This is a genomic window from Weissella paramesenteroides ATCC 33313 (assembly GCF_000160575.1).
Lineage (GTDB): Bacteria > Bacillota > Bacilli > Lactobacillales > Lactobacillaceae > Weissella > Weissella paramesenteroides.
The window spans coordinates 143,249-160,910 of record NZ_GG697130.1; the positions used below are offsets into that span (position 1 = coordinate 143,249).

Annotated in this window: 18 protein-coding genes; all 18 read right to left on the bottom strand. The window is 38.6% G+C overall.

What is annotated here, in order from left to right:
- Positions 1 to 54: 54 nt before the first annotated feature.
- The 18 genes from HMPREF0877_RS06655 to pyk all read right to left on the bottom strand — a co-directional run bounded on the left by HMPREF0877_RS06655 (position 55) and on the right by pyk (position 17,618).
- Entirely contained in the window at positions 55 to 693 is a 639-nt protein-coding gene (locus tag HMPREF0877_RS06655) for a DivIVA domain-containing protein (protein ID WP_002828537.1), read from the bottom strand.
- 14 nt (positions 694 to 707) lie between these two features.
- The gene (locus tag HMPREF0877_RS06660) at positions 708 to 1,493 is read right to left on the bottom strand and encodes a YlmH family RNA-binding protein (protein WP_002828538.1); all 786 of its coding nucleotides are present in this window, start codon (positions 1,491 to 1,493) and stop codon (positions 708 to 710) included.
- An 8-nt stretch (positions 1,494 to 1,501) separates the two neighbouring features.
- Positions 1,502 to 1,765, bottom strand: a complete 264-nt coding sequence (locus tag HMPREF0877_RS06665; protein ID WP_002828539.1) for a YggT family protein — start codon at positions 1,763 to 1,765, stop codon at positions 1,502 to 1,504.
- Between the two features lie 11 nt (positions 1,766 to 1,776).
- Positions 1,777 to 2,229, bottom strand: coding sequence for a cell division protein SepF (locus tag HMPREF0877_RS06670; protein WP_002828540.1), 453 nt, complete (start codon positions 2,227 to 2,229; stop codon positions 1,777 to 1,779).
- Between the two features lie 11 nt (positions 2,230 to 2,240).
- Positions 2,241 to 3,494 carry a cell division protein FtsZ gene (gene ftsZ / locus HMPREF0877_RS06675; RefSeq protein ID WP_002828543.1) on the bottom strand — a complete coding sequence of 418 codons (1,254 nt, stop codon included), beginning with the start codon at positions 3,492 to 3,494 and terminating at the stop codon, positions 2,241 to 2,243.
- 29 nt (positions 3,495 to 3,523) lie between these two features.
- A complete protein-coding gene (gene ftsA / locus HMPREF0877_RS06680; RefSeq protein WP_040760862.1) occupies positions 3,524 to 4,885 on the bottom strand; it encodes a cell division protein FtsA in 1,362 nt (453 codons plus the stop codon).
- Between the two features lie 107 nt (positions 4,886 to 4,992).
- The gene (locus tag HMPREF0877_RS06685; protein WP_002828545.1) at positions 4,993 to 5,958 is read right to left on the bottom strand and encodes a cell division protein FtsQ/DivIB; all 966 of its coding nucleotides are present in this window, start codon (positions 5,956 to 5,958) and stop codon (positions 4,993 to 4,995) included.
- Positions 5,959 to 5,996: 38 nt separating this feature from the next.
- Positions 5,997 to 7,094 (bottom strand): undecaprenyldiphospho-muramoylpentapeptide beta-N-acetylglucosaminyltransferase, encoded by a 1,098-nt coding sequence (gene murG, locus HMPREF0877_RS06690; RefSeq protein WP_002828546.1) that lies wholly within the window; start codon positions 7,092 to 7,094, stop codon positions 5,997 to 5,999.
- 25 nt (positions 7,095 to 7,119) lie between these two features.
- Positions 7,120 to 8,454, bottom strand: coding sequence for a UDP-N-acetylmuramoyl-L-alanine--D-glutamate ligase (murD, locus tag HMPREF0877_RS06695; RefSeq protein ID WP_002828547.1), 1,335 nt, complete (start codon positions 8,452 to 8,454; stop codon positions 7,120 to 7,122).
- Positions 8,455 to 8,512: 58 nt separating this feature from the next.
- A complete protein-coding gene (gene mraY, locus HMPREF0877_RS06700; protein ID WP_002828548.1) occupies positions 8,513 to 9,508 on the bottom strand; it encodes a phospho-N-acetylmuramoyl-pentapeptide-transferase in 996 nt (331 codons plus the stop codon).
- A gap of 29 nt (positions 9,509 to 9,537) precedes the next feature.
- Positions 9,538 to 11,727: a penicillin-binding protein gene (locus tag HMPREF0877_RS06705; protein WP_002828549.1), complete on the bottom strand. Its 2,190-nt coding sequence runs from the start codon at positions 11,725 to 11,727 to the stop codon at positions 9,538 to 9,540.
- A 1-nt stretch (position 11,728) separates the two neighbouring features.
- A complete protein-coding gene (ftsL, locus tag HMPREF0877_RS06710; RefSeq protein WP_002828550.1) occupies positions 11,729 to 12,106 on the bottom strand; it encodes a cell division protein FtsL in 378 nt (125 codons plus the stop codon).
- A 21-nt stretch (positions 12,107 to 12,127) separates the two neighbouring features.
- The gene (rsmH, locus tag HMPREF0877_RS06715; protein ID WP_002828551.1) at positions 12,128 to 13,072 is read right to left on the bottom strand and encodes a 16S rRNA (cytosine(1402)-N(4))-methyltransferase RsmH; all 945 of its coding nucleotides are present in this window, start codon (positions 13,070 to 13,072) and stop codon (positions 12,128 to 12,130) included.
- Positions 13,073 to 13,108: 36 nt separating this feature from the next.
- Positions 13,109 to 13,543 (bottom strand): division/cell wall cluster transcriptional repressor MraZ, encoded by a 435-nt coding sequence (gene mraZ / locus HMPREF0877_RS06720; protein WP_002828552.1) that lies wholly within the window; start codon positions 13,541 to 13,543, stop codon positions 13,109 to 13,111.
- Positions 13,544 to 13,954: 411 nt separating this feature from the next.
- The gene (locus tag HMPREF0877_RS06725; protein WP_002828553.1) at positions 13,955 to 14,335 is read right to left on the bottom strand and encodes a hypothetical protein; all 381 of its coding nucleotides are present in this window, start codon (positions 14,333 to 14,335) and stop codon (positions 13,955 to 13,957) included.
- A 20-nt stretch (positions 14,336 to 14,355) separates the two neighbouring features.
- On the bottom strand, positions 14,356 to 15,096 hold the full coding sequence (locus HMPREF0877_RS06730) for an RsmE family RNA methyltransferase (RefSeq protein ID WP_002828555.1): 741 nt from the start codon (positions 15,094 to 15,096) through the stop codon (positions 14,356 to 14,358).
- Positions 15,096 to 16,049 carry a 50S ribosomal protein L11 methyltransferase gene (gene prmA, locus HMPREF0877_RS06735; RefSeq protein ID WP_002828556.1) on the bottom strand — a complete coding sequence of 318 codons (954 nt, stop codon included), beginning with the start codon at positions 16,047 to 16,049 and terminating at the stop codon, positions 15,096 to 15,098. The genes HMPREF0877_RS06730 and prmA overlap by 1 nt, the downstream gene beginning before the upstream one ends.
- A 144-nt stretch (positions 16,050 to 16,193) precedes the next feature.
- Entirely contained in the window at positions 16,194 to 17,618 is a 1,425-nt protein-coding gene (gene pyk, locus HMPREF0877_RS06740; RefSeq protein ID WP_002828557.1) for a pyruvate kinase, read from the bottom strand.
- Positions 17,619 to 17,662 lie beyond the last annotated feature (44 nt).

Below are 17,662 nucleotides of genomic sequence, written 5' to 3' on the forward strand. Positions count from 1 at the left end.
TTAGAATAAATTATATTTTTTGGTCAGAAACTTTACGATATCTATAATAACTAATTACTTATCCTTATTCAAGAAATTTTCTGAATCTTCACTTGATTCTGGGAAAATAACAACTGTTTCAGCACTATCCTCTGAAACAGCTGCCTCTGAAGCTGGTTCAGAACCAGCTGTTGCTGATGGTTCTTGATATGCAGCTGGTTGTTGGAAAGCTGCCCACTCATCAGTTTGTATCATGTCCAACTGTGCACGAAGCAATCCCTCAATCTTTGATTTGAAGGCGCCCATCTCTTTATCCAAACCTTCTTTTTCGGCAACAAGTGCTTCATTTTTAGTTTGTGAATCAGTTAGTAGTGCATTTGCTTTTGCATTTGCTTCCATCACAATTTTTTGAGCTTCTGTTTGTGCTTGTTGCAAAGTTGCTTCTGCCTCGGCTTCTGTCTGCTTCTTCAAGCGATCTGCAGCCTCTTGTGCAATTAGAATAGATGAATTAACAGATTGTTTCATCTCTTCAACTTGCTTAGCATTTGCATCAGCTTCTGCTAATTGTGTCTTCAATGTTTGATTTTCTTGCATCAAAGCATCATAGTCAGTCACAATTTGATCCAAAAAGTCAGAAACTTCCGACTTATCATACCATTTGCTACGACTTGTTGTGAATTCTTTTGCATGAATTTCTTGTGGGGTCAATGCCATGAGATTTCTCCAATCTATTTTTTAATGACTGCCATTGTTATTCGCCATTTATCTTTTTTAGTTAAGCCATTAAGCTCGTCAATTTTTAGACGACCATACTTTCGTACAGAGACTAAATCATTAACTGCTAGAACATAATCGGGCTTATTAATATCAGTCCAATTAACACGCACTAAGTCATGCTCAATCATCTGCTTCGCATGGTTCCTAGAAATATTATACCCATTTGCGACGATACTATCTAGTCGTAAAGAACTAACTGTCGTATTAATAATTGTCCATTCATCATCAACTACAACGATTTGATTCGCCATCACTTCTTCAAAACGAACCTTTGCTTTACCAATATGATCTAGATGCCTTAAAATAAATGTCCCTATCGCCTTGGTAGCGACAAAATACCACGTTTCAGCCTCACCCTTAATAATATCACCAATACTTTGCCGTGCAATACCATTGTGCATGAAAGTACCCAAAATTGTACTATGATGTAACGTTGCAAATTTTTCAGGATACTTAATTTGAATAACCATTAAATCAAAATCATCTTGTATTGGCTCATAATAATTTGGTGCAATCAATAATCTTTGATTTTCCGCATTTTGATAGCCACCATATTGAAATACTTTTAAATCATCTTGCTGATTAACCAAAGTTTTTAGAATATAAATCTCTCTTGGGTTTAAAAAATTCGTCAAGACTGGACGATATTCATCCAATACCTGACGAACCAAGCCTTCCGCTAAATTAAGAAACGTGGCTTCATTAGGGCGGAAATGTTGTGCTACATTATCAACCATAATCTTCTCTATATCATTGTTCGAGCAATTGCTTGCAATCCCATTTCAGCTGCTTGCAATAGAATCAATCCAACCAATGGTGTTAAATCAATTATGCCAATAACTGGTATAAATCGTCGTAATGGATTCAAAATTAGCCCTGATATTCGACCTAGTAATTGACCCAATGATGATTGTTGTGCCCCAGGTAACCAAGACATCAAAACCCAAATAACGATTATAAATTCTAGTGCTCGAAGTAGCAAATTTAATAATCCAAGGATTGTTAACATATTACCACCTATTAATTAAATTGTTGTCCGAGATTTTGAGAAATTGTTCCCGAAATCTCGAAGTTATGCGGGGTTGCCAAAAAGATTCTTTCACCAACTCGCTCAATTGTACCATCAACTGCAAATGCTGTACCACCCAGGTAATCTAAAATACGCTTACCTGTATTTTCATCGATTGATCCCAAGTTGACAATAACGGCTTCACCACCAAGTAATTGCGTCGCAATTGTCTGGGCATCTGCATATGTACGTGGTTCATACAAGGCGATTTTAGCTGGATCATCTCTTGAACCATCCATTTTAATAACATTTGCACGTCGTTCATTGGTTGGTCGAGTCGCATTGTTATTTGACTCCGCAAAATTAGCTGCCTTTTGGTCTTCTTGACTACTTTCGGAATCTTCATCTTCATAATAATAATTATCATCGACGCCAAAAATATAATCTTTAAACTTAAATGCCATGACCAGTCTCCTTACTTGTCACCACGCTTCATCCAATTGAAGTAAGCTGGGCGCTCAATTTCTTCATCAGATGAGCTTGGTTGTGACGGTGCTGATTGTTGAGCTGGTGCAGCTGACTGTACAGGTGCACTTTGTTGTTGTGGTGCTTGAGATTGTTCAGAAGGTGTTCCCCAATCAGCAAACGGATCATTGTTGACCACTGGCTGTTGTGCTTGTGGTTGTGCTTGTTGCATTGGTTGTTCTGAAACAGCTTGGAATGGACTAGCTTGTTGGTTAGATCCTAAGTTTATTTCTGGTCGCGGTGTCTGTGGACGATCAATACCAGTTGCGATAACTGTGACAACCAAATCACCTTCCATTTCCATATCAATGGTTGTACCAAAGATAATATCAACGTCTGTTCCTGATGCTTGTGCAATTGTTTCAGAAGCTTCTTGAGCCTCGAACAATGACATATCAGCACCACCCTTAACGGAAAGCAACACATTTGTTGCCCCTTCAATTTTTGCTTCTAGCAAAGGTGAAGCAATTGCTTTACGAGTTGCCTCGGCAGCACGATTCTCCCCTGATGCAGAACCAATTCCCATCAAAGCAGTCCCTTGACCGGCCATTGCAGTCTTAACATCCGCAAAGTCAAGATTAATAATACCCGGCTTGGTAATCAAATCTGAAATTCCTGACACACCCTGTAGTAGGACGTCATCGACCATCTTGAAGGCTTCCATGATAGGTGCCTTTTTATCAACAATTTGTAACAAATTATTGTTGGCAATAACAATCAACGTATCGACGTTATCTTTTAGTTTAGCTAATCCCTCGGCTGCAGACTTTCCACGTCTTGGTCCTTCAAAAGAGAATGGACGTGTCACAACACCAATCGTTAGCGCGCCAGAATCCTTAGCAATCTTGGCAATGACAGGAGCAGCACCAGTTCCAGTACCACCACCCATTCCAGCGGTAACAAAGACCATGTCAGCACCTTGTAGTGCTTCAGTTAGTTCTTGTTCGCTTTCCTTAGCTGCTGCTTCACCAACTTCAGGACGTGCACCCGCACCTAATCCACGAGTGGCTTTTGATCCAATTTGGATCTTATTTTCTGCTGAAGAACGATCAAGAGCTTGTGCATCAGTGTTAGCAACGATAAACTCCACACCTTCTACACCATCAGTTACCATTTGGTTTACGGCATTTCCACCACCGCCACCAACTCCGATGACCTTAATCGTTGCACCGTATTCTTGGTTCATGTCCATTTGCAAATCCATATTGAGCTCCTTTTTAGTTAATTTATGAATTAGTCAAAGAACTCCGCAAAGAAATTCTTAATCCTATTTTTCTTCTTAGGTTGTTCTTCATCAGTTACTTCAGTCGACTCGGCCTTTTCAGGTTCATTTTGAGGGGCACGTTGTTGTTCGACCTTTTGCTTTTTCTTTTCATTGCGTCTATCACGAGGCAACTGTGCTCCCATACTAGGCTGTCCGAGAACAATAAGTGGTAGCCCATATAAAGCTTGTTTTACAATTAATTGAATTGGTGTTTGCTGTGCAGCATAGTGTACTAACGCCCATGCGCCAGCATAACCAGGATGGCGTAGTCCAATATCATCAGGTGTAAATAATTTTGTCTGAACGTTATAAGTTTCATGAATGGCTTGTGTCATGCCACGTAGAGCAGCACCACCACCCGTTACGATAACGCCACCTGGCATTTGAAATGCACCAACCAAGTCTAGCTTTTCACCAAGCTTTCCTAAGATTTGCATAACTCTTGCTTCAATAATTTGTGCTAATAACGTTTCTGAAATTTGTTCAGGTTCTTCAGCACTGACCTTCTTGATAACCAGCTGATTTTCCTCTTGAGCTAACTTTGACAAAGCAAATCCCGAATCAAGCTTTAACATATCTGCATCATGTAGTCCCAATTCAAGGACTGCACTAATATCTCGAGAAATGTTGTCGCTTCCTGCAGGGAATGATGACAAAAACTTTAATTGATGCTCATGAACAACAGTTGCTGAAGTTTGTCCAGCACCCATATCTAACAAAATTGTGCCAAATTCTTGTTGGCCATCATCCAGCAATGTCTTACTATATGCCAATGGTGCCAAAACAAAATCACGAAGCTGTAGTCCAGCCTTATTAATGGCAAGGCGCAAGTTCCCCATGACATTTCTTGGCGCCGTGTAGGCAATACCATGCATTGCCAAACGCATGCCCACCATATCATTTGGATCTTGGATGCCATCAAAATCATCGACTACAAACTCAGTCGGAATTAACTCAACTACTTCACGGTCTGAAGGCAATTGTATCTTAATTGCTTCCTGTACAGTATTAGCAACATCTTCATACGAAATATGTTGACTATCTTGTACTGTAACAGTACCTTTTACGTGTTGAATTTGAATGTTGCTTGCAGGTAAACTCGCAACAACTTCAGTTATCGGTTGCTCAGTCTGCTCGTTTATTTGTGCTACTGCTTGACGAATATCGGTCGCTGTTGCATCAATATCAACAACAACGCCCTTCTTTACACCGTGTGCAACAGATCGACCAACCGCTACAATATTAGCCTGTTGATCTCTAACATCTGCTGCTAGCACTTTAATGGTGTTAGTCCCAACATCAAGACCAACAATTAATCCATGGTTGGCCATCTTAATTCCTCCTTTGACTACCATACAAAATGTTTAAATAAATAAACAATTCTTTAAGAATAATACCATACTTTGGGGGCATTCTTCCAGACCTGCACCCAGTTTTATTAATCATATGGTTTAAAATATGCACCAACTTGTAAATCTGCTACCCCGGTTTGTTTTAATTGTGCCACCATACCTGGATAGTACTTCATCTTCTTTGATAATTCATCTGCGCTAATTAGCACTTCATTACCATCATTCATATAAATCAATAAACGTTGATTGTTTTGACTATTTGGTGACCAAACTATTTCCGATACTGCATGTCTTAATGGATCGGAAAGTTTACCAAATTCCGCTAACGTTTTGCGTAACTGTTTATCAGACGTGAAACCATCGTATAATGGCAACCCACCTACCTGTTGGTTACTTAGCCCTTGATTCAACATACTGCCATTCTCTAATATTGGATAATATTTATTACCAGCCTTAACATAGCCGACTTTTACAATTTCGTCGACCTTGACCTGTAAAGTATTATCTGATTTTATTGATAATTTCAGATGATTGATTTGTGGATTTTTACGTTTAGCCTCTTGACTAAAATAATCACTCTGATTTACTGTCGCTAGCAATGATTGGCCTGTTCTCAATCCTGCTGCGTTCAATACCGTTTTATCAGAAAGTTCATGAGTACCGACAACTTCATAACGTTGGACCTGTCCATTTGGTGAAATGAGGTAAATCAAACCTGCAGCCATAATCACTAAAATAACAATGGTTTTAATCGCTGCCCATTCATGAGCAAATAACAATGGTGTTCTTTTCAAGTGTGGGCGCTTTGAAGATTTAATCTTTTCTTCATCAACCGTTGTAATAGCACTTGGTTTATCTTGTTTTTCTTCAGATCTCTTAACGTTATTTACTTGCGTTGGTTCGGATTGAGAATGTGTTTCATCTGTTTTTTTTGACCGCTTTGGCTTTGATGACTCAACCTTCCCTGATAATAAAGCATCTAAATGTGCCTGAATATCAGAGGAATTCGCATTGTCGCTGTCGTTATGCGGATTTTCTTTTTTATCAGTCATCGTAACCTCCTACAATCTCCTCACAGAAATACTTTATTTTACTTAATAACGCTCTTAATTAGTGCGATAAATTGGTCCGCCGCATCAGGAACACCCATTTTCATGGCTGCTTCTGCCATTAATTGCCGCTGTTTTTCATCTGTCATTAGTTGATCAATTGTTCCAAACAATGTTGTACCAGATAACGATTCTTCTGTAATCATTTCTGCTGCACCAGCATTTGCCAAACTACGTGCATTTTTTGTTTGGTGATCATTTGTTACATATGGACTTGGAATAAGAATCATTGGTTTTCCTAAAGCTGTTTGTTCAGCCAAACTTGTGGCACCCGCTCTTCCAACCACTAGAGACACTCTTGGCATTAATTGTGGCATGTTACTAATGTATGGTACAACAGCCACGTTATCCGCTGGCACGATATTTTTAGTTCGCATTTCTTGTTGCACATCATCAAATCTTTTAGATCCAGTTACAAAGATAACTTGATATGGCTTATCAGCAAAGTTTGGCAATGCTTCAACCATTGAAGCATTGATTTTAATTGCTCCTTGTGAGCCACCAAAAACAAGTACTGATGGCTTATCAGGCACTAATCCTAGTTTTTCCCAATCAAAGCTACCCTGCCCATCAACGACTTCTTGTGCTCTTGGATTTCCTACAATTGTTGCCAAGTTGGCTTTAAAAGCTGGTAAAGCTGCCGGAAAGGCAACCCCAACTTTGGTCACCTTTCGTGCCAAAAACTTATTTGTTACACCAACCACAGAATTTTGTTCGTGAATAACAGTAGGGATACCCATTTGTTGGGCCGCATATAATACCGGACCTGAAACATAGCCCCCTGTACCAACAACAACATCTGGTTTAAAAGCGACTAGATATTTTTTGGCTTCACGTGTTGCCTTTAAAAATAGGTAGATCGTTTTAAAATTATCAAGCGAGAGTGATCGATGGAACCCTTGAACCTTCAATGATTTGAACTTGAAACCTGCTTTGGGTACAATGCTACCTTCTAACCCGCGTTCGCTACCAATATACAAAACCTCAGTATCAGGTTCTAATGCTTTTAAGCGCTGAACAGTGGCTAAAGCTGGATAAATGTGACCACCTGTGCCACCACCAGATACAATAATACGCATAGCTAATCCTCCCTAATTCTTATGTTTAAAACTTAAACTTTTTCACGGCGTCGACAAATAAATTCCCTCTGGTTTCAAAATTAGGAAATTGATCCCATGATGCAGCAGCAGGAGACAATAGAATAACTTCACCAGCTTCACTTAACTCAAAAGCTGGTTTTACGGCGCTAGGCGCATCTTTGGCATAAAGCACCGGAATACCTATTTTCTTACCAACCGCTGCCAACTTCTCAGCTGTTTCACCAAAAACAATCAAACCTTTAACATGTTGTTTCATTGCCGATAACAGTCTCATCTGATCATCCCCTCGATCCAATCCACCAGCCAATAATATTACTGGCACATTAAATCCAGATAAAGCCATCTCTGTCGCTTCAATATCAGTTGCTTTGGAATCATTATACACTGGCCGATCGTAGAAGTTGCCGATAAATTGTAGCCGATGTTCAACACCAGAAAAGCTCCTTAATGCACCAGCAATATTGGTAGTCTCAACCCTCATTAATTTACCGACTGCAATTGCAGCAAGTGCGTTTTCAATATTATGTGTACCAGGAACGCCTAATTCATCAGCCGCAATGATAAATTCTTCTTTATAGTACAAACTACCATTTTTCAAATAAGCACCAGCTTCACTGACACCTTTTCTTGAAAACGGAACAATCGTTGCGTTTGTCTGTTCAGCTAAATGACGCCATTCTTCATTATCATAGTTAACAACAAAAAAATCAGCTGCTGTTTGGTGCTTTGTAATATTCATTTTAGCAGCAACGTAATTTTCCCGTGTCCCATGAAAATTCAAATGTGAAGCAAAAATATTTGTCAACACAGCGATATGTGGTTTTGGTGCTGGCATACCTGTTAGTTGGAAAGAAGATAATTCCGTCACTAATACATCATCCTTTAGCATTTTAGGAGCTACTTCACTAACAGGAGTGCCAATATTTCCGGCAACCAATACATGGCCATCGCCTGTTTGCGTTCTTAGAACTGATGCAATCATTTCCGTCGTCGTTGTCTTACCATTTGAACCAGTGACCGCAATCCAATTTTCTTGAATATATTTTTGAGCAAGGGCTACTTCAACCACAATTGGAATATGTCGTTCTTCTGCAGCAGTTAGTATAGGAATTGTGTATGGAATTCCCGGATTTTTTACAATTAAGTCTATATCATTAAGTAATGCCACTGACTGATCAGTCGTAAATTGCACGCCCTTTTCCTTTAATGTCATTACTTTTTTATCCGTGCTATCCAGCTTAGGATCCGAAACAATCACTTGAGCGCCTTCATTTTGTAATAGATTGGCTGCAGCTGCTCCAGAACGAGCAAATCCAATTATTAATACATGTTTATCCATTATTAAGAGCCCCTTTTTTTCTTAAGATATGTATATGGGGAATCACACCCCATTATTTTTATAAGAACCAGATAAGCAGATAAATAACTGCCATAATTAGGCCAATTCCCCAAAAGAAGAAATTAACTTGCCATTCATTCCATGGTTTCTCTGTGTTACCCGTTAAACCACCTTTTTCAAAACTATGATGAATAGGTGTCATCAAAAAAATTCGTTTCTTAAAGAAATGAAAACTTGTTACTTGAATAATGACACTTAGGGTCTCAACCATAAATACAAACCCAATGATTAGTATCGACCATTCGTGATGAAGTACCAGTGAGTTCATTGCTAAACCGGCTCCTAATGCCAATGATCCTGTATCACCCATAAAAATCGTTGCTGGATAATGGTTAAAGAACATGAAGCCAAGCAAGGCACCAATCATTAATCCATCCAATAAGACCATTGTCATATCGCCTTGCACGATAGCAATCACTAAATAGGCGACATAAGCGATAATCGCTGTTCCTGATGCTAAGCCATCTAACCCGTCCGTTAAATTAGTTGCATTAGACCAACCGACAAGCCAGAAAATAGTAAATAATGTGTAAACAATCACACTATGCCATTCTCCTAAACCAAATGGTAGGCTGAGGAAAAAATCAAATTTACCTAAAGCCAACACAACAACCCCTAGAATTGCTGCAGCAATTTCTGCAAAAAGCTTAGGCAAAAAGCGTAATCCTTCATCACGATGATTGAAAACTTTGATGCTATCATCAAAAGCACCCACAATTGCAAAGACCACAATCGCAATCAAAGTTGCCCAGCCTGTTGAAGAAGTATTTTTAGTGATTAACGCTAAAATAATAAAACCAATCACAACAACTGGAATAAATCCCGCACCACCCATTGTTGGTGTCCCAGCCTTCGCAGCATGATCAGGTTCATGTTCACCAGTACGCATAACCATCTGGGCTACTTTAATTTTTTTAAACCAATCTCGTAGACGAGGTACCACAAGTACCGTAACAATTAGACTAAATAAAAGTCCTACTAAAAAAGTCGACATTCGACTACTCCTCTCACTCACCTATATGCTTAGTTTGATGTTTTAGGCTCTTTAAATTCTACCGTAATTTCATGATAACCATCAGACAATTTTGAATTTGCCTTCACTGATTGTGTCGAAACAAAACCAGTACCACTAATGTTCACCTTGATTTTCGCTAGTTCTGCCCATGCTAATACATCACTTTTTGCCCAACCACGCATGTCAGGAACAGCAATATTTTTACCTGTATTCAAAAAAATTTGTTGACCAACAATCGATTTTTTACCACCAGTTATTGATTGTCCTTTAACAGTCTGACCATCACCCATCACAATTGGTGTTAAACGATTAGACTTCATCTCTTTAGTGGATTCTTTTGTTGAGCCACCAACAACTGTTGGCACACTAACTTCTTGATTTGCACTAACAACTACCTTATTATCGCTTTCAGACATATCCAAAGCTTGGGTCATCACTGTCTTGAAAACATTTGCCATATCAGTGGAAATATTATCCGTGTTTTGTTGTGGCTGTTTTGTCACAATATACATCATATATCGTGGATTATTTGAAGGTGCCATCCCCATCCATGAATGAATTTCATTCGTATTATCACCAGGTGTAGAGTAACCCGTTGAAGTGGCAATTTGAGCAGTTCCAGACTTACCAGTTGTACGGACATTCGGAATAGCATACATTTTTCCCAATCCGTATTGTGAATAGATAACATCTTCCAACTGTTTACGAGTATCTTTTGCGCTCGCCTTGCTAATTGGCTTTGCCACAACTTTTGTTTTCGGTTGTGAAACCACTCTATTGGTATTCGGGTCAACAATTTTTTCGATAATTTGTGGTTGTAGTTCTTTACCATTATTTGCAATTGCTGAGTATGCTTGCATCATCTGTAATGGTGTGACAGAAATTGCCTGACCAAACGCCGTATTTGCTTGTTCAATAGGATATTGGAATTGCATACTACCTCGTGCTTCATCACTAAATCCTGTTTTCGTTGGTTTTAAAAACTTGAATCGATTCAAATACTTACGCCAAGTTTGTGCACCCATTTTTTGCTCAGTTAAGGCCATCGCCACATTAGATGACTCAGCAATTCCTCGTCCATACGTAATGCGTCCCCAGCCTTCTCCGTTGTTCCAATCAGTAACTTTCTTATCACCAATCTTTAAAGTACCTGATTCATAGGTGTCGTTCTCATTCCAATTACCAGAATCAATTGCTGAAGCTAGGGTTATTCCCTTCAAAACGGATCCTGGTTCAAAAGCAGTGCCATATAATTGGTTTGTCCAAAGATCTCCAATACCTTCACCTGTCGTCGCATTATAAGATGGCCGTTGTGTTGTTGCCACAATCTTACCAGTTTTTGTATCCATAACCACGGCAACTGCTGCTTTTGGCTTCATATCATCTGCAAGTGTTTGCATACTTTTTTCTAACGTTGACTGTAATTTCGTATTGATTGTTGTGTAAACATCATAACCATTCTTTACAGCCAGATTTTTCTTTGAAACCGATCGATCGGTCGTATCAGAAGAAGTTGTTTTTACACCGTTGTGACCAGTTAACTGTTTATTCCAAGACTGTTCGATACCAGTTATTCCTGAAATCACTTTGCCATCACTACTATTTTCATTTTTTGTTAAACCAATTAAATCTGATGCAAATGTCCCATTTGGATACAAACGTGACTCACTAGACACAAAAGATAACCCCGGAATATTAAGAGCTTTTAACTGTTTATATTTTTTTACATTTAAATTTGAACCCAGTTGTCCAAATTGTACTTGTTGTAATTTGTCCTTACGACCACTTTTAAGTGATTGCACATAAGCTTGTGCCTTCCCACCAAGTACGCTAGCTATTTTCTCGCTTACGACTTTATCTTGGCTTTTCTTCACATACATTGGCTTACCTTTTGCTGATTTTTGGCTTTTGTCTAATACAGCAACTAGCGTATAAGTTGTCGAAGATTCGGCCAGTGGATTCCCAACTGCATCAAATATTTCACCACGTTTAGCTGGAATCTCGTTTTGACTACGATAAATTAGCTGGGCGGCCTTGTCTAACCTATGCCCTCTCACATCCTTTGTGATGGCGACATAAGAAAAACGGACCCCCAACACAACCAGCACCAACATCATTAATATGAGCAAAATTCTTCCCGTATTACGACTGTTTTTATCCGATTGGTCACGTTTTGGCATCCGTTGTTTTTTTACCATGCTACTTTACGTTCCTTATATTTTGATTATTGAGTTTCAACCCATTCTTTTCAGCAATTTTATTCAAACGATCTGGGCTAGATAAATCACTGACTTCCTGCTTTAAATCATTATTCTTATTGCGCACTTTCTCTAACTGTGCTGATGTTGTTGACAACTGTGTGTTAGCTGTTGCACTTTTATTTGCCATAAAAATGACTAAAAAAGCCATGACAATAACTGTTAAGACCGCCGCTCCAACCATCATGAAATCTACTGTATCCCACTTAGGTTTTACCATTTTCACATTTTTAACTGTCTTATGTTTAATCTTTGTCTCTGGGCGACTAATTTGTTTTGTTACAACATTGCTATTGTTGTACTTTGGCAATCCATCCATAGTGGGGCTTCCTCCATCGTTTTACTTAATACGCTCTATGATTCGTAACTTGGCAGAATGTGCACGTCGATTCGTTGCTAACTCTTCATCTGATGGCAAAATAGGCTTTCGGACGACTAACTTAAAATCTGGCTGCATTTCTTCTGGAATAATAGGTAAACCAGCTGGTAAATCTGGAATTGATACTTTTTCTTTAAACATTGTTTTGACTAAACGATCTTCCAATGAGTGGAAAGTAATTACGGCAATTCGACCGTGAACATTTAACATATCTAATGCTTGCGCTAAGGATTCCTCAACCGCTCCCAATTCATCATTGACCGCAATTCTAATTGCCTGAAAAGTACGTTTGGCCGGATGACCGCCCTTTCTTCTCGCTGCTGCTGGAATAGAATCCTTAATAATATTAACTAATTCAAATGTTGTCTCAATTGGCTTTATTTCTCGTTCATGCTCAATTTTTCTCGCAATCTGTTTTGCAAATTTTTCTTCACCATAACGCGAAAAAATTCGTAGCAATTCGTGAAATGACCATTCATTAACAACAGTTCGTGCTGTTAGAGATTGAGATTGATCCATCCGCATATCTAATGGTGCATCGTAATTATATGAAAAGCCCCGTTGCCCATCATCAAATTGTGGTGAAGATACACCTAGGTCATAAACAATTCCATCGATTGTCGAAACATCTTCAGCCATTAATGCATCATGCAAATGACGAAAATTATCTTGGATAAATGCAACCTTACCAGCAGCTATCTCATCAGCCAGGTGTTCTTGGTTATATGTAATTGCCGTTTCATCTTGATCAAATGACCACAATTTACCGGTAGATAAACGACTTGCTAATAATTTAGAATGGCCACCACCACCTAGGGTTGCATCAACATATACGCCGTCAGGCTGGACGTTTAGTCCATCAATTGCCTCTCGCAATAATACTGTTACATGTTTAAACTCTGTCATCGGTCTTTCAGTTCCTTTCAATCTAATACGAAGCTATTAAAACCCTAGCTCTTCTAAACCATCCGCAATGTCATCGAAGTTTTCTGCTGTTTCATCTTCATAAGCTTGCCACTTCTCGGTGCTCCATAGTTCGAAGGTTGTATCTCCAAGACCGAAAACCGTTACATTTTTCTCGATTTTTGCATAATCACGTAGCGTCTGTGAGAGATTAATACGTCCTTGTTTATCAAATTCAACCTCAAGGGCACCACCGAACACAAATCGCTTAAATTGACGTGCCTTCGAATTAGTTTCTGGTAACGCATTAATTTTTTTTGAAAAGTCTTGCCATCCTTCAAGGGTATAAGCTCTTAATGAATGATCCATCCATCTAGTAATCACAAAAGACTCACCTAATTGGTTTCGAAATTTAGCAGGAATGATTAGCCGATTTTTTGTATCTAATGAGTGTTGATAGGTTCCCATAAACATCAGCTAATTCCTCCTTTCTAAACTTCGACATGTAACAAGTACAATTTACCAATCTATTCGACAATTCAATACATTTAATTTACCACAATATCCCACTTTCAACCACCTTTCCCCACCACTTCCCACCTTGTTTTTTCAAACATTTATTGCTAAAAAGACTGACACAACGGCATATAGTGACTTTTTTAACATAAAGTTTACAATTATGCGTAATTTTAACAACAATCTAGAACACTAAAATATCTGACTTTTCAATTAAATAAGATGTGGGAGGAAGTGGGGAGGAAAGCGAGATAAAATGCCTTATTTTAATTAAAAATAGAAACAGCGACAATAAAAAAAGTTGGAACATTTTCTTTTGTCCCAACTTCTATAAATATTTGCACATATTTATTAAAATACGTTGCGTTATTAAACTTCACCAAATCCACCATCAATGGGAATCTGCTTATCAATATCAAGTTCTTCCTCTTGACCACTAGTAAATGCAAAAATTTCTAAAATCAAATATAACAAGGCAAGGTAATAGCCATAAAATGTAGAATTGATTTGTAGCCAAACCGAAATCAAAAATATAATTGGCCAAACAAGTAATAGCACCCAAAAGGCACCTGTATGACGCAAGAATCTGCCAGCTACAATGCTAAACACCATATTAATAATAAAAAGTGATACGATAATTTTGAAATTAGCGGTTAATTTCGTCAAATTAATGATATATGGGAAAAGTATGCCTAAAATCGGCATAAAAATCCAGAAACGCCAATCAAAAGTTTTATTGAACCTTTTCATAAAAAACTCCTATTTTACTACTATATATTTAATTCCAAAACATAACTTAAAACGCTTAAAGCGTATAGAGGCGCTGTTTCTGCCCTCAAAATACGTGGACCTAATCCAGCCGGCACAAAACCTTGCCCTACCAAGACATCAATTTCTTGTGGTGATAAACCACCTTCCGGTCCAAATAAAAAGCATACAGAATCATCTGGTTGTAATCGGTTTAATTGTCGCACCAATTCACCTGTTTCACCTTGCTTTGCACTTTCTTCCCAAGCAACTAATTTTACTGTAGCATCAATCATTAGTCCGTCTAACGATGATTCATAAGTGACATCAGGTATTCGCAAACGATGCGCTTGTTCAGCAGCTGCAGCAGCTATTTTATTCAAGCGTACTAATTTTTTGGTTGCTTTTTGACCCCAGTGAACAACAGACCAAGCTGTCTCAACCACAACAATATGGTGTGCACCAAGTTCTGTCGCTTTTTGCACAACCATTTCAGGTTTGTCACCTTTAGACAAACCAATAACAATAGTCGTATCAACTGGTAATTCAACACTCGTTTCTTGTCGTGAAATAACCGCCATAATTGCCTGTTCTGCTTCAAACCTAACAATCTTAGCAACAATCACCTCGTGTTGATTTGGTAATACAAACTCTGCTTGCGCACCTTCGCGACTTCGCAAAACTGTTATGAAATGATGAGCCACCTCTTCTGGTAATCGAAATTCATTACCTGTTGGCATTTCATTCAAAAAATATCTTTGCATTAATCTTCCTCATCCTCAAGCTTTGCAATGATACCATACCAATCACCCAACTTTGTTGATTGTTCAACAACTAACCCTTGCTCTGTTAGCGCATCAATTATCTTATCACGTTTATCATAATAAATACCAGATAATAATAAATGACCATTTGGTTGCAAAATATCATTAACATTAGGAATCAACATATCTAGGACTTCAGCTAACATGTTGGCAATGACGATATCATATTTCTTCTCCGGAACATCTTTCAACAAATCACTAACAATCAACGTCATGTCAGCAGCTTTTGGATTTAAATCAACATTGCCTTGTGCCGACTTAACCGCAACCTCATCAATGTCCGTTCCTAATATTTCGCCAGCTCCTAATAATCGGGCTGCAATTCCCAAAACACCTGACCCAGTTCCAAGATCAATCACCGATTCACCACCACGCACGATAACTTCTAATGCTTGAATCATTAGTTTTGTCGTTGGGTGCGTTCCCGTACCAAATGCCATCCCTGGGTCTAATACAATAACTTGTTCATCAGTTTGAACTGGTTGATAATCTTCCCACTTGGGTACAATTGTTATATGACGAGTAACTCGAACAGGGTGATAGTACTTTTGCCACTCAGTTGCCCAATCTGCATCTGCTACCGATTGTACTGTAACTGTCCCTGGATGAGCATCCAATCCAAAATCAGATAATTGGTTAACTTCTATTTGAATAGACGCCGTCAACGACTGTAAATCAAGACCATTTGCAAAATAACCAATCACTGCTGCACCATTCAAACGGTGAATAATATCTTCTTTTTTTACCATTACCGTTGCATCAGATGGCTGATAATAATCTAATTCCGCAGAATCATCAATTTCTACACCTTCTGCACCATGTGTCATTAATATATTACTAATTGCTTCAATTGACTCTGTCTGTGTCTCTACAATGATTTTTTGCCAACTCATGATTTTCCCTCGTTTAATATGTTCTTACTAGGTTAAGAATACCATAAATTAACCCAGACGCCCATTATGTGCAAGCAAACAAAAACATACCTAGTAACCAATTAAGTTGATCACTAGGTATGTTAATTTTATTTTGATAATTAATTAGTCAATCGTGACAATAGTCATCAAATTAGTTGTTCCTGAAGTTGTCACAGGAATACCTGCAGTAACGATAATCGTATCACCCTTACTTGCAAGACCAGACTTAACAGCTTCTTTCTTTGCCAAATCAATCATTGCATCAGTATTCTCAACTGGCTCTGCAATCGTTGGTTGCACACCCCAGTAGATGTTCAACATACGTTGCACATTTTCTGTGAAAGTTAATGCCAAAATGTCTGCATTTGGGCGGTACTTTGAAATCATTTTTGCAGTATAACCTGAGTTTGTTGCTGCAACAATAGCCTTGATATTCAAATTACCAGCAGCATTAGCAACTGCTGATGCAACTGATTCAGTAACATCTGTTGGGTCAAAATGATCATCATCATGACGACCGTTCATTGCCAATGATGTTTCAGCTTTTTCATCAATGCGTGCCATAGTTGCAACAGCTTCAACTGGGTAAGCACCATTTGCAGATTCTCCTGACAACATCGTTGCATCAGTACCATCAAATACGGCGTTAGCAACGTCAGATGCTTCCGCACGTGTTGGACGAGGATTCTCTTGCATTGAATCAAGCATATCCGTTGCTGTAATAACTGGCTTTCCAGCAGCATTCAAACGACGAATCAAGTTCTTTTGTACCAAAGGAACATTTTCAGCTGGAATTTCAACACCCATGTCACCACGAGCAATCATTAATCCATCAGAAACTTCCAAAATTTCATCAAAGTTATCAATTCCTTCTTGTGATTCAATCTTTGGGAAGATCATAACTTCTTCATGGTGTGATTCAGTAAGCAACTCACGAATTTCAAGCACATCGGCTGCCTTACGAACAAATGAAGCTGCGATATATTGAATACCATTCTTCAAACCGAAACGAATGTCATCCGCATCTTTTTCAGTAATACCAGGCAAGTTAATTGAAACACCAGGTGCGTTAACACCTTTACGTGAACCCAAAATACCATGGTTTTGAACTTCAGTTACCAATTCCTTGTTTGCATCATCTTTTTCAGTGATAACCATGTCAAGCTTTCCATCATCAAACAAGACATGACCACCAACATGAACATCATCAAACAAGCCTGGGTATGTTACAGCAATTTTCTCTTTCGTACCTTCAATAGAAGCATCCATTGAAATACGAACAACATCACCAATATTAAATTCAATCTTACCAGGCTCTTGTACAGTGGTACGAATTTCAGCACCCTTTGTATCCAACAAGAAACCAACCTTCTTGCCAGCTGCTTTTTCAGCCTCACGAACAGCATTCATTCGTCCTAAATGTTCCTCATGATCACCATGTGAAAAATTAAAACGGACAACATTTGCGCCAGATTCGATTATTTTTGTAATCGTCTCTACATCAGAGCTGGCTGGTCCAAGCGTTGAAACAATCTTGGTCTTCTTCATGATTAAAAACTTCTCCTTAGTAAAAGATATTGCTATTTCTATCT

Bases quoted from the DNA above. Each gene is read 5' to 3' on its own strand.
- HMPREF0877_RS06655 (WP_002828537.1), bottom strand. From the start codon at position 693: ATGGCATTGACCCCACAAGAAATTCATGCAAAAGAATTCACAACAAGT.
- HMPREF0877_RS06660 (WP_002828538.1), bottom strand. From the start codon at position 1,493: ATGGTTGATAATGTAGCACAACATTTCCGCCCTAATGAAGCCACGTTT.
- HMPREF0877_RS06665 (WP_002828539.1), bottom strand. From the start codon at position 1,765: ATGTTAACAATCCTTGGATTATTAAATTTGCTACTTCGAGCACTAGAA.
- HMPREF0877_RS06670 (WP_002828540.1), bottom strand. From the start codon at position 2,229: ATGGCATTTAAGTTTAAAGATTATATTTTTGGCGTCGATGATAATTAT.
- ftsZ (WP_002828543.1), bottom strand. From the start codon at position 3,494: ATGGATTTGCAAATGGACATGAACCAAGAATACGGTGCAACGATTAAG.
- ftsA (WP_040760862.1), bottom strand. From the start codon at position 4,885: ATGGCCAACCATGGATTAATTGTTGGTCTTGATGTTGGGACTAACACC.
- HMPREF0877_RS06685 (WP_002828545.1), bottom strand. From the start codon at position 5,958: ATGACTGATAAAAAAGAAAATCCGCATAACGACAGCGACAATGCGAAT.
- murG (WP_002828546.1), bottom strand. From the start codon at position 7,094: ATGCGTATTATTGTATCTGGTGGTGGCACAGGTGGTCACATTTATCCA.
- murD (WP_002828547.1), bottom strand. From the start codon at position 8,454: ATGGATAAACATGTATTAATAATTGGATTTGCTCGTTCTGGAGCAGCT.
- mraY (WP_002828548.1), bottom strand. From the start codon at position 9,508: ATGTCGACTTTTTTAGTAGGACTTTTATTTAGTCTAATTGTTACGGTA.
- HMPREF0877_RS06705 (WP_002828549.1), bottom strand. From the start codon at position 11,727: ATGGTAAAAAAACAACGGATGCCAAAACGTGACCAATCGGATAAAAAC.
- ftsL (WP_002828550.1), bottom strand. From the start codon at position 12,106: ATGGATGGATTGCCAAAGTACAACAATAGCAATGTTGTAACAAAACAA.
- rsmH (WP_002828551.1), bottom strand. From the start codon at position 13,072: ATGACAGAGTTTAAACATGTAACAGTATTATTGCGAGAGGCAATTGAT.
- mraZ (WP_002828552.1), bottom strand. From the start codon at position 13,543: ATGTTTATGGGAACCTATCAACACTCATTAGATACAAAAAATCGGCTA.
- HMPREF0877_RS06725 (WP_002828553.1), bottom strand. From the start codon at position 14,335: ATGAAAAGGTTCAATAAAACTTTTGATTGGCGTTTCTGGATTTTTATG.
- HMPREF0877_RS06730 (WP_002828555.1), bottom strand. From the start codon at position 15,096: ATGCAAAGATATTTTTTGAATGAAATGCCAACAGGTAATGAATTTCGA.
- prmA (WP_002828556.1), bottom strand. From the start codon at position 16,049: ATGAGTTGGCAAAAAATCATTGTAGAGACACAGACAGAGTCAATTGAA.
- pyk (WP_002828557.1), bottom strand. From the start codon at position 17,618: ATGAAGAAGACCAAGATTGTTTCAACGCTTGGACCAGCCAGCTCTGAT.